Annotated in this window: 14 protein-coding genes and 1 other RNA gene; 14 read left to right on the forward strand and 1 reads right to left on the reverse strand. The window is 29.7% G+C overall.

Annotated features, from left to right (window positions below; all coding sequences use genetic code 11):
* Window positions 1-38 precede the first annotated feature (38 nt).
* A complete protein-coding gene (gene dnaN / locus G8C43_RS08615) occupies window positions 39-1154 on the reverse strand; it encodes a DNA polymerase III subunit beta (RefSeq protein WP_105297308.1) in 1116 nt (371 codons plus the stop codon).
* A 448-nt stretch (window positions 1155-1602) separates the two neighbouring features.
* Between dnaN and ssrA the strand changes: the two genes are divergently transcribed.
* The 14 genes from ssrA to G8C43_RS08685 all read left to right on the forward strand — a co-directional run bounded on the left by ssrA (window position 1603) and on the right by G8C43_RS08685 (window position 12525).
* Window positions 1603-2003, forward strand: a transfer-messenger RNA (tmRNA) gene (ssrA, locus tag G8C43_RS08620).
* Between the two features lie 423 nt (window positions 2004-2426).
* Window positions 2427-4334: a type VI secretion system Vgr family protein gene (locus tag G8C43_RS08625; protein WP_166005473.1), complete on the forward strand. Its 1908-nt coding sequence runs from the start codon at window positions 2427-2429 to the stop codon at window positions 4332-4334.
* Complete coding sequence (locus G8C43_RS08630) at window positions 4331-5587, forward strand: hypothetical protein (protein WP_166005475.1); 1257 nt, start codon at window positions 4331-4333, stop codon at window positions 5585-5587. Before G8C43_RS08625 ends, G8C43_RS08630 begins: the two co-directional genes overlap by 4 nt.
* A complete protein-coding gene (locus G8C43_RS08635; RefSeq protein WP_166005476.1) occupies window positions 5580-5828 on the forward strand; it encodes a hypothetical protein in 249 nt (82 codons plus the stop codon). The genes G8C43_RS08630 and G8C43_RS08635 overlap by 8 nt, the downstream gene beginning before the upstream one ends.
* Before the next feature lie 125 nt (window positions 5829-5953).
* Entirely contained in the window at window positions 5954-6262 is a 309-nt protein-coding gene (locus G8C43_RS08640) for a hypothetical protein (protein ID WP_166005478.1), read from the forward strand.
* A 131-nt stretch (window positions 6263-6393) separates the two neighbouring features.
* A complete protein-coding gene (locus tag G8C43_RS08645; RefSeq protein WP_166005481.1) occupies window positions 6394-7212 on the forward strand; it encodes a DUF3289 family protein in 819 nt (272 codons plus the stop codon).
* Window positions 7209-7775: a hypothetical protein gene (locus tag G8C43_RS08650; protein ID WP_166005483.1), complete on the forward strand. Its 567-nt coding sequence runs from the start codon at window positions 7209-7211 to the stop codon at window positions 7773-7775. The genes G8C43_RS08645 and G8C43_RS08650 overlap by 4 nt, the downstream gene beginning before the upstream one ends.
* A gap of 17 nt (window positions 7776-7792) precedes the next feature.
* Entirely contained in the window at window positions 7793-8197 is a 405-nt protein-coding gene (locus G8C43_RS08655; protein ID WP_166005485.1) for a hypothetical protein, read from the forward strand.
* A gap of 232 nt (window positions 8198-8429) precedes the next feature.
* Window positions 8430-8828 (forward strand): hypothetical protein, encoded by a 399-nt coding sequence (locus G8C43_RS08660; protein ID WP_166005487.1) that lies wholly within the window; start codon window positions 8430-8432, stop codon window positions 8826-8828.
* 19 nt (window positions 8829-8847) lie between these two features.
* Window positions 8848-9090 carry a hypothetical protein gene (locus tag G8C43_RS08665; RefSeq protein ID WP_160557425.1) on the forward strand — a complete coding sequence of 81 codons (243 nt, stop codon included), beginning with the start codon at window positions 8848-8850 and terminating at the stop codon, window positions 9088-9090.
* Window positions 9087-9731 (forward strand): hypothetical protein, encoded by a 645-nt coding sequence (locus tag G8C43_RS08670; protein WP_166005489.1) that lies wholly within the window; start codon window positions 9087-9089, stop codon window positions 9729-9731. Before G8C43_RS08665 ends, G8C43_RS08670 begins: the two co-directional genes overlap by 4 nt.
* Window positions 9732-10347: 616 nt before the next feature.
* Complete coding sequence (locus tag G8C43_RS08675; RefSeq protein ID WP_166005491.1) at window positions 10348-10530, forward strand: hypothetical protein; 183 nt, start codon at window positions 10348-10350, stop codon at window positions 10528-10530.
* An 85-nt stretch (window positions 10531-10615) separates the two neighbouring features.
* On the forward strand, window positions 10616-11203 hold the full coding sequence (locus G8C43_RS08680; RefSeq protein WP_166005493.1) for a hypothetical protein: 588 nt from the start codon (window positions 10616-10618) through the stop codon (window positions 11201-11203).
* A gap of 455 nt (window positions 11204-11658) precedes the next feature.
* Window positions 11659-12525 carry a hypothetical protein gene (locus G8C43_RS08685; protein ID WP_166005495.1) on the forward strand — a complete coding sequence of 289 codons (867 nt, stop codon included), beginning with the start codon at window positions 11659-11661 and terminating at the stop codon, window positions 12523-12525.
* Window positions 12526-12633 lie beyond the last annotated feature (108 nt).

Consider the following 12633-nt stretch of genomic DNA (forward strand, 5'->3'; position numbering starts at 1 on the left):
ATAAGAGCGAGAAAAGTGGTTTATATTTTAAAATTTATTTAGTTATTAAGCATAACAGGCATTACCAACATTAATATGTCTTCGTTCTCATCCAATCCGTCTGCAGGTTTAATAATTCCCGCACGATTGGGCGTAGACATTTCAAGAGTAATGTCTTCCGAAGAAATGTTGTTAAGCATTTCATTTAAGAATTTGGAATTAAATCCTATTTTTAATTCTTCCCCATTGTAATCACAAGGAAGGCTCATATCCGCTTTATTTGAAAAATCAACATCTTCAGCGCTTAGCTTAAGTAAATTTCCATTTAATGCCAAGCGTACTTGTGAAGTTGATTTATTAGAGAAAAGGGCGGCTCTTTTTAGAGAGCTTAAAAATAATTGCCTGTTTATAGTCAATACGTTCGGATTCTCTTTAGGGATTACGGCATCGTAGTTAGGATATTTACCGTCTATTAGCCTACAAACCCATTGAGTTTCATTGTGAGTGAACCGAGCATTGGTTTCATTAAATTCAATAATAACCTCATCATCATATGCAATCAAGGCATTTTTCAATAGAGTAAGCGGTTTTTTAGGCATGATGAATTCTATATCTTCATTGGCAGATACATCTTTACGAGTATATTTTACCAAGCGATGAGCATCGGTTGCTACAAATCGACATTCCGAATTGGTAAATTGGAATAATACTCCGGTCATCACAGGACGCATGGCGTCATTACCGGTTGAAAATATAGTATTGGCGACCGCTTCTCCTAAAACGGAGGCTTTCATGGTAATAGACCTGTCTGTGTCTAATTCGGGTAGGGTAGGGTACTGGTCTACATCATCCAATGCTATGAAGTAGTTGTCTTTTTCATCCACAATTTCGAGTTGATTTCCTTCTTGTGAAAAGGAAAGCGGCTGTTCGGAAAAAGTTTTTACTGTATCGGTAAGCAGTTTTGAAGGAACCGCAATTTTTCCTTTATCTGTACTTTGAACTTCAATACTGGTTTTCATGGTTGTTTCACCATCAGATCCATAGATGGTTAATTTATCAGAATCCAGATCGAATAAAAAATTTTCCAATACAGGTAAAGATGAGTTTCCTCCGGTAACTCCACTTATTAATTGTAATGCTTTTAATAATTCTCCGCTTGAAACTATGAATTTCATATATGAATTTTTTCTTAATAGTTACAAAATTAGTTTTTTTCATTCTAAATCAAACTCTTTTTTTTTATTTTTTATTGAAAAAATCATATTATCTATTTTAAAATATATATAAATTATAAATTCTTTATGATATATTGTTTTATTTTTAGGGATTTAAATTTTTATAATTATAATAAAAAGATAATTTCTATTTTTAAAAATATTTAGAAAATTATTTTTTACTGTCAATTTTGTTATGATGAAATTTAAAACCGATCCCCCTGTTTTTAATTGATTTAGTAAAAGCTTAGATGTATGGTTTTATATCTTATTTTGTTTTCAAATCTTTAATTTATTTAAAAATAATAATTGAATATATATAGTGCTTAAAGGAATACGGGATCCATTTTGACCTATAATTAAGTTAAAATGATTATATTTGCCAATTAATATTGAAGAATTATCCATTGGGGATGACCGGTTTTGACAGCAAGATCAATGGGTAAGTAAGCATGTCGAGTCACGTAAGGTAATCTCGTTAAACTTCCGTTACAAACTTATAACTGGCAACGAAGAATACGCTTTAGCTGCTTAATACGACCGAATTATAGTAAGTCCAAGCGATCTCCTTACCAGGTAAGGAAGCTAAATGTCTCTCAAAAGCCCTTCTCTGCGGCGTTTGGTTAAGAGGCACGGGAATGCGGAGATAGAACAGGACACGCATCGGGTTCTGTTCGAAAATTTAGATGATAAGCTGCTTGTGGGGTGTGAATTCTCAGCAATCAGCCGAAAATTAATAATTCACTAAGCATGTAGAAAGCTTGCGTATTGCTTGTTTGGACGAGGGTTCGAATCCCTCCATCTCCACTTTTTAACCCGTTTAAATAACGGGTTTTTTCGTTTTTTATGGTTTTTTAGATAAGTTTTTCATCTTCGGGAATACTATTATTCTTAATTATTTTTTACATTTTTAAATAGATTCAATGAGACTCACGATTTTTTCGTATTCGTCAAGTTCTTTTTTATAATACCGAAAGAAGTAAGATTTGAATTTCACTTTTTGTTTAAAGAATAACTAATATTGATCCTATCCTATACTTAAATTTTATACTTTTTAGATTGTTTGATTAAAAAACACATACATATAAAATGATCTTATTGCTATCTCATAAACCATATAATTGGCATTTTTACCACTACTTATTTCTATTTTTCAAATATATTTATTTCAATAACTAAATATTTAGTATCTTTGTTTATTATTGTTTAATAACAAAACAAACTACTTATTATATGAAAACCACTCCAAATTATGAAGAAGGTACGGAGCCTTCCTTTCAATTAAACCCGCCTCAAAAAGAGGTTAGATATTATGCAAAATACGGAGGAACTAAAGAAGAGGTCTATGGAAAAACTCATTTAGTATCCGTGAAAATACGTATCAACGAAATTGAATATTTTACCAAAACCAGTATAAAATTAGAGCTAAAGCAAAAACTCAATCAGTTACACACTTTTACACTCTATTGTGATCCGGACGAATTCGGAGAAAATAAAAAGACGTATATCTACCAAAATACCAAAGAATACTTAGGAAAAAAAATAACCTTTGAATTTCGCCAGTATGGAAAAACAGCCTCTCTTTTTACGGGTGTGATTACACAAATATCTCTACCCAAAAAACAAGGCATACGTCAGCTGGTATTTCGGGGTACCTCTCCCGAGGTATTGATGGAAAGCGGATTACAATGCAGAAGTTTTGAAAACCAAACCCAGGAAGAAATTATAAAAGAAATAATAAAACCCTATTCCCGAAACTTAATAAACTTTCAATTCAATCCCAATAAAAAAGAACGATTACCTTATACCGTACAGTACAATTGTTCGGATTTAGCCTTTATCCAACAACTTAGCGAACGCTATGGTGAATATTTTTATTACAATGGTGAAGAATATTGCTATAGTTCATGGGGGGGAAGGGTCATAGAATTAATGGAAGGAGAAGACGTATTTGAATATGAGTTAAAACTGGGAATCGGTCCTCAGAATTTTAAATTTACGGCCTATGATGCCCAACAGAAAACAGAGCATATTTTAACCGCTAACCCTCAATCTCATCCCGGTTCAACCAATCCCTTTCAACAACATGCCTTAGCCTATTCAAAAAACCTGTATCACACAGTACCTCAATTCCATTATGAACAAAGCTTATTGCCAAACGGTTCAAAGGAAATAGAAGATTCAATGGAGGTTGAAAAAAAGAAAAGACAAAATTTAGTTTATGTAGAAGGGGTGAGTAACAATCCCCAATTGCGGATCGGAGATGTAGCCAAGATGATGGTGTGGATACCTGAACATGAAATATTTAAAGACGGTCGAATACCGATCGAATCATATAAGATCATCGAAATTGAACACCGCTTTGCAGACGGAGAGGGCTATGAAAATACCTTTACAGGCATACCTAAGGACATGACCGTTCCACCGTTTTACAACGGAAGAGTCTATCCGAAAGCTTCAATTCAACACGCTACGGTTACAGATAATCAAGATCCGTTGAAAATGGGTAGAGTGCGCGTGCAGTTTAGTTGGCAGAAAGAAAGCAACAGTCAAACCCCGTGGATACAGGTAATACAGCCTCATGCGGGAGGAGGAAAAGGTACCTATATGAATCCGGAGAAAGGAGAGACCGTTTTGTGTGCCTTTCAAGGAGGAAATGCCGAAGCACCCGTAGTATTAGGATCGGCTTATAATGGAGGAGAAATAGCCGCCTATTATAGTGAAGGAAATGATATTAAAGTGATACAAACCCGAAGCGGCACTAAGATAATATTTAATGATTCCGAGGGAACGATACTAATGGAAGATCCAAGCGGAAATAGAATTTTTTTGGATGGAAAAGGGAATATCAAAGTATATGCCCCTGAAACCTTGTATATGGATGCCAAGAATATATCGGTAAATGCTTCTCAAAATATAACTATGAATGCAGGAGGAAATGTATCCCTGATGGCGGGAGAAGATTATAGTTTGACCGCCGCTAATATTTATGAAGCTGCAGGACAAAGTAGAACTTCAGATGCTTTAAATATTGAAGAAACTTCAAAAAAAGGAATATACGGAAGCGAAGATGAAAAATTGCGTTTAAGAAGTGGAAAAACAGTACAATCAAATAGTGCACAACAAATTGATTTAAAATGACAATTAGAGGAGGAAATATCGTACGCAAAATAGGGGGAGAGAGTATAAAAAGAGCAAAAAAATCTCTTATATTAGAGGCAACCCATGATAATTTGATCTTATATTCTGCCAAAAAAGTAGAAATGATAGGAGAGCAGGGCGGAGTTGAATATCTAAATGATTATACCCCTCCACCGCCTTTGCACGTGGTAAAACTGGACGGACCTTATGACGATAATACAGGTAAAAAAGTATCTATTTTGAAAAAGGGAAAATGGTATTCATATAAAGTTATTCAGTTTAATCGAACTCCTAAAATAGCTGAGCTTAAAAATTTAAAATGGGCAAATAGATATGATAATGACAAGATAATTACAAATTATTCGCATATAGTTGGAAGTCAAAATGTTTCTTTTAAAGTTCGTGAAAATACAGAAAATACAACAATGTCTGTCTATGCATATTTCAGTAAACCAACTGACCAAATTTCTATTATTACTTTAATAGAAGGAAAGTATCCTAAGCTTTACATTTCAACTCAAAAAACAGGTTATACAATACAAAAACTTTATGGACACCCAGCAGCAAAAGATTATACATATCCTTATGAACCAGCAGTTGTTGTGTCTACGTATAAAGCCTATTTACGTTTTTTTGAAAATGGAGAAACCAAAGATATTTTAGAATTTAATGTAACACGGGATGCATGGTACTATTTAGGGGAAAAAGATAATAAAGTGCATCTTTTAAATAGAACATTTGAGCCTTTAGATGAAAATATGAACCTTTATTACACAGAAGAAATACATTTCCCTTCTAAGGCTCCATCAGATTGTAGAGGTTATTTTTTAATGCAAAATAAATCGAGAAAATTAAAAGCGGAGCCATTTGAGGTTGAGGTAGATATTGATAATAATCCCATAGAGGAAAAACGAGAAAAACCAACTGAGGCATCCAATGTTATGGTACATATTGGAGGTGTATACAGAGCGGGTGTTAACGGATTTTTAGTACAGTGGTTAGGAGGTTCATTAGGATGTTTTTCTTTTATTCCTTCTAACGATATTTATCAGACAGAAGAATTAGCGAAAAAAGCTTCGATCAATGATGATTATGATGATGATTCAAGCAATCATCACTGGCTAAAAATAACCAATAAGATTAAAGAATTAAAAGAACAAGATATTTTAAAAAGATTTTATGTAATAATTAATAAAAGAAAATCTTGGGTAAAAACTAAAGAGATAGAACTAAAAGAAGTTTTACATGAATAAAAAAATAGTTATACAAATAGCTAAAATACTTTTAATTATTGCAATCTTATATACAAGTTTAGCGTCTATTATATTAATTGGCTTTAACTGGTATGATTATTTTCATCCGGAAAATACTATCCCGGGAGATGATTCAGCTATGGTAGGTGCTTTATTTGGGTTAGGTATAATTTATTTTATTGGAGATCTTATTTGTATCGGTATATTTTTCATTTTATATAAAAAAACAAAGAAAAAATAATATGCGTTTATGCATACAAATTTCATCAGTGTAAGAGATAGCTAGAGTTAAAATAAATTTACCTGAAAATAAAAGTTATATTCATTATAGTTAAAATACTTCTAATTCATTAATACTAAAGAGTTATGCAAGGAGGAAATATCGTACGCAAAATAGGGGGAGAGAGTATAAAAAGGGCAAAAAAATCTCTTATATTAGAGGCAACACATGATAATTTGACTTTATATTCCGCCAAAAAAGTAGAAATGATAGGAGAGCAGAGCGGAGTTGAATATCTAAATGATTATACCCCTCCACCGCCTTTGCGCGTGGTAAAACTGGACGGACCTTTTGATGAAAAGGGACAAAAAGTTTCTTTTATTACAAAAGGTATATCATACCAATACAAAATAGTAAATTTCAATAGACAGCCTATAAACCACATGAACTTATAAGAATTAAGTGGGCAACTCAATTTGATGAAGGAGAGATTATATCTAAATACCCTCAAAATAACGGAAAACAAGAAGTAAAATTTTGGGTACCCAGAGATGTTAAAAATTCTAAATTCAGTGTATATGCCTACTTGGAAAAGCCTAGTAAGGATGTTAGTATACTAAGTAGACTGGATGATAAATTTTATTATAAAGGAACTAAGCAATGGGGTAAACTTCAAAAGTATAAAACCGATGAAGAACTAGATTTTTCTGCTAAATTTGATAGAATTACAAATAAGGATATTGAAGCAAATGCTAATAATCAAGGTAAAAAAGCTTATAAAAGGTTTGTAGATTGGGGGGAAGAAACAGGTTTAAAGATGGCAAAATTTTATTATGAAAGTAGTATTACAGGTACACGTAAAGTGTTGTCCGATAATGTTGCAGATAAGGTAGTCCATAATTTTTATTATGGAAGAGGAAAGAAATTAAGTTTTAAGGATTGGCCACAATTTCAATCTGATTTGGAAGAATATCCATATTTTAGACAATACTTTAAAAATTATTTGGAAGTAATCAAATATATGCTCAAAGAAAAGTCTATACAGGATAAAGATGGAATGGAAATAATTGAGATTTTTATGAAAAAATTAAATTATGGAGAATTTAGACCCAACTTCAGTAAGGTAGGCGATATACTAAAATATGACTTTTATGGGTTGATGGGAGGAACCCAAACCATAAAGGTAGATTTAGAAATAACTGAAATAGAAAAAAATAAATATAAGGTAAAAACCAAAATGTATATAGGAGATTGGTATGGGGCTGATTGGGATGATTTAAATGGAAAAGGAATAAAAGAATTTGCACCCAGTTTAAAAGCATTTTTTATGTTACAGCATTACTATGGTTGTCAACCTTTTGAAACCGAGATTATTTACCAATCATTAGATTATATAATAGTATGAAAAAAATAAAATATGTATTTCTCTTTACGTCTTTCTTCTTATTTTTAATAGGATGTTACAATCAACCACCTAAGTTAGAGTTTTTAAAAAATAGTGATTATGCTGATTTTTATGTATTTAATAATTTTAAAAATAATGAATTCTGCATAAACTATCTATTTGATTTCTCTAGAGAAAAGCGAGGGCTAATGTGGATTTTAACAGATAAAAATGGAGCTGAATTTGATGGAAATATATTTAATTCATTAGACACAAATAAAGAGAGATTTTATTTTGATAAAAAAAAAGTAGGAAATATTTATATAAGTGCTAAAGTAAATTTCTTAAAAAATACACCTATAAATTTTAATGTAGAGGAAACAGATAATAAAAAAATACTTATTTCAGATTTTGAAACTTTGACGTTAAATACGGTGCAGAATTTTTTAGAATATGCAGAAAAAGATAAAACTAAAAAAATAACAGAAGAATATACCTATGTTTTATACAATAAAAATAACCAAGAAAAAATGAAGCTAAAATACCACGATAAAGGAGCATGGTTTGAAGTGGAGATATTGTAAATTATGACTATAAGGGTTTGGTAGAAAGAACACAAACGGTTAAGGTAGACTTGGAAATTGAAGTAACCCAACCCGGGCGTTTTAAAATAGACACCACCATGTATATAGGGGATTGGTACGGCTCTGATTGGGGAGACCTTAACGGAGGTAAAAACTATGAAGAAATATACACAAAACTGATGAATCAGTTTACCGATTTAGGAAAAACACTAATGGCGCAAAACTTAGCTATTGCGGCTATGTCTGGCCGACTAAATGAAATGATAGGACATAAAAAAGGAAACATGTCCTGTTTGAACGCCTTTTTCTGGCTTCAATACCATTACGGATACCTTCCCGGATATGAAAAAAAATATAAACCCTTTGAAACCGAACTGGTCTATAAATCCGTAGACTATTTAATTATTAACAGAAAGAAATAATACAATGAAAAAAAATAAATTTATATATATAATTATTATTTCTTTTTTCCTGCTCCTTGCTGTTTTGGTAAATTGTTATCCCCCAAAAAAGTCATTAGGAAAGCCCCATATTTATCATTTACGGGATAATTATCTTGCTCATTTTTATGTGTTTGATAATTTTCAGGATAACGAAAACTGTATTAAATACCTATTTAATTTTGCTAAGAAAAATAAGGGCTACCTGATTATTATGACTAATAAAGATATATATGAATTTGAAGACAATATAGCGTTCATTCAAGATACTGTTTCCCATAAGTTCATTTTTAATAGAGAATATGGTATGGGTGATGATAATAATACTCGGGATTTTAGAATTAGTGTAAATTATTTAAAAAAAACAAAACTCCATTTTAAAATTGAAGAAGAAAGAAATAAAGATAAAAATCATGTAAAAAAATTATCTGCTGATTTTGATAGCCTTAATGTAAATATCGTACAGAATTTTTTAGATTATTCTTATCATGATTATGATACACAAAAACAATTTGAAGATTATATTTATGAATTATATAATAATAAAGATTCTCTTAAAATCAGGCAAGTATATCACAATTTTGGAAAATGGTTTGAAATAGATATTTTATAGTAATGTTTATTACGGCTTTATGGGAGGAACTCAAACCATAAAGGTAGACTTGGAAATTGAAGAAGATAAGCCGGGGATATGTTTGGTAAAAACAAAAATGTATATAGGTGATTGGTATGGAGCAGATTGGGATGACGTTAATGGAGTCATAAAAGGGAGCGTGCATAGCCTATCAGCATTTTTTTGGTTACAACACCATTACGGTTATCAGCCTTTTGAAACTGAAATTATTTACCAATCGTTAGATTATTTAACATTATGAAAAAAATAAAATTTTTCTTATTTTACTTACTTTGTTTATTATATTTAAATAACTGCTCCAATCAACCTCCAAAAATTTATCATTTGCAAAATACTTACTTAGCAAAATATTATGTAATTGATCATTTTAAAGATAATGAGCAATGTATAAAATATGTTTTTTCATTTTCAAAAAAGAATAATGGATATCTTCAAATATTAACGAATAAAAATATTTTTGAATTTGAGGATGGAATTGAATTTATAAAAGATACAACTAAGCAAAGGTTTAGTTTTTCAAGAAAAGATAATGGATTTCAAAATGAGTATATAATTGTTAATTTTCTTAAAAATATTCCAATCCAATTTCAAAATGAACAAGGAAAAGAAGTAAAACCATATGAGCCTCCTGTAATAAAAGTATCTGCAACTGATTATGAAGAAGAAGCAAGTAAAATTAATTCTAAAACTCTTTCCTTATATTATAATTTTGAAACTCTAAACTTAAATATTTTGCAAAATCTGTTAGATTTCGCAGAACAGGATAAAGAAAAAAAAGAAATAGACACTTATATATATGAATTATATAATAAAGATAAAGAAAAAAAAGTAGTGATTACTTATCATGACAAAGGAGAATGGTTTGAGGTTGAAATTATATAGGTAATAATTAGTATGAAACCTCATGAATAATTAATATTTGAAATGTTTGATCATTTTGTTTAGATTATCCGGACATTGAAAAATATGATTATAATATTTTTATTGCTTGGTTTATTTTACAACATTTTAGAGGTTATAAACCTTTTATAACCAAAATATCATTTACAAGCAAATTTTAAAAGAATGAGGAATATATCTTTATTAATTAGTAAAAAAAGCTTATTAGAACTAATAATAATCTTAATATATATTCAATTTATAAATTATATAATATTTAGTTCTTTTGCTCTAGATAATTGTTTTCATATAATCATGTTTTTTATACTTCCTTCATTACTAACCTGGCTTTTATTTGAACTTTTTTTGAGTTTTATAGGAAAAGCCATGAAGTATAAAATTAAGTTTAGGTTTTTATACTCAGTATTAATTATTCCCTTAGGATACATAGCATTCTATTCTATAATATTTATAATTTCATTATTTATAGGAATACCTTAAATAAAAATATAATTATAAAATTTAGTATATTTTCTGAATTTAATCTTAATTAAATTCTAAACAATGAAATCTATAAATCAGTAAAATTGAAAAAAATAAATATAAGGTAAAAACAAAAATGTATATAGGCGATTGGTACGGAGCAGATTGGTACGATATTAATGGAGGTGATTTATCTGAGTTTCTTAAAGAAATAAAAATTGATCCAATAAAAGATTTAAGCAATCCTTCAGATTTGATAAAACGCATTCAGAGGGCAGGAAAGGAACATATGAGGCTTAAAGGAAATGTACAAGTCTAAATGCTTTTTTCTGGTTACAACATTACTATGGTTACTACCCATATGAAACTGAAATTATTTATGAAGATACTAATTATATACAACTATGATAGAACGAATAATTTGTATACTTTTTTTATTTTTTAATATAGGAGTTACTTCTTGTTCTTATCAGGAATGTAAAAAAGAAATTAATAATGTTTTATCTCCTGAAATAATACATTTGAAAGATACTTATTATTATAAGTATTTTTTGTTTAGAACTTTTATAGATAATGAAAGTTCAATAAGGTATTTGTTTAACTACATAAAGAGTACTTATGGCGATAAATGGATATTAACTAATGATAATGGGGTAACATTTGAGGATGGATCAGCTATATTAAACACAAATTATCAAAGATTTTCAATAGATAATATTAGAGATAAATTTTATTATATAAAAGTAAACTTTTTAAAAAATACACCTATTTCATTTATCATAAAAAAGGAAAATAACCAAACATTCTTAAGTTCAGATTTTGAAACATTAACGGTTAATACGGTGCAGAATTTTTTAGACTATGCAGAAAAGGACGAAAGTAAAAAAGAAACAGAAAATTATACTTATATTTTATACAACAAAGATAATCAGGAAAAAATGAAATTAAAATACCACGATAAAGGAGCATGGTTTGAAGTGGAGATATTATAAATTATGACTATAAGGGTTTGGTAGAAGGAACACAAACGGTTAAGGTAGACTTGGAAATTGAAGAAACCCAATTTGGACGTTTTAAAATAGACACCAACATGTATATAGCTGATGGTATGGTGTAGATTGAAACAATTTAAACGATGAGGGAATAAAAGAGTTTGCAACAAGTTTATTTTATTGAGTTTGAACTATAGATTCGTTAAATGAAAACTTTGAACCTGTAATAATCTCAATTATATTATAGTTGTTCATATTTTTTATCCCAATGGTTTTAATTATGCATTAATTTAAGGAATATCCGGTTTTCTTTATGTTTCTTATTCCGATTAATGATTAACAAGTAAAAATAATAAGAAGAACTATAAAAGAATTATTCAATAATAATTTAGAATGAATCAAACAAAAAGATAAAATAAAAATTGTATTTTAATGCATTGAAAAACTAACTACAAATGCAGATAAATAATCCGAAAAACACGCGCCTATATAAAGTAGAACATACATTGGATATAAAAGAACGATCTCAACACAAGCAAAGCAAGATCAATTATGATATGGCTATAAGTTGTATTACCAATGGAAAGAGACTTCAAAGAATGTTTACTAAAGAAAATCTTAAAATAAGTTCTAAACCTTCCCATGATCCCAATACTGATATGGTATGTAATTTAGAATTGGCAATGTATCCGTTAACAGTTGAGGTAAATAAATATGAAAATTATGTACAAATAGTATCTTATAATCTTTGGAAAGAAAAGTGGCTAAAAAAATCAGGTGCTTTACTAAATACTAACTATCAAGAAGGGATAGCAAGACAGCTAAGAGACCAATATAAACAAGCAATAGAAACAGAAGAGAAACTGAAACAAAAAATACAAGAAGAAGCTTTTTGGAGACTGTATTTTTTTGGTGTATCAGAAAATCAAAATGAGAAAAGCTTACGTTGGAGTCTGCATAAGATAGGAACTGTGTATTTTTTGGGAGCGGTCCATAATGAAATAAAAGGAAATGAAATTTTTAGTAGTTATGATGGATGTCCGAAACAACTAGAGGATAAATTTATCGAAAATATTAATTACTTATTAGACATAAAAAAATATACCCGAGACTATATAACTAAGGAAAACATAAAATCCCAATGCAAAGTGACTGCCCATTGGGAAAAAGACAGCGGTAAATTACTTTCCAAAACGGCCTCAATAAATATCTACACGGTGGATAAAAAAATTACCTATTCAGAAAAAATCGATATTAAATTTCACAGTATCAGAATGGAAAAAAATTCAGCGAGAAATCAACGATCATTTTTAAATTTATAAAAAAGAATTGATGAATTAATAAGCCTATACAATTAATACAACTTAAAAACTATAACTAAAAATCAAAACGAATAGCAAACAGAAAGTTCCTGAATTACCAGGAACTTT

Source organism: Apibacter sp. B2966 (assembly GCF_011082485.1).
Taxonomy (GTDB): Bacteria; Bacteroidota; Bacteroidia; order Flavobacteriales; family Weeksellaceae; genus Apibacter.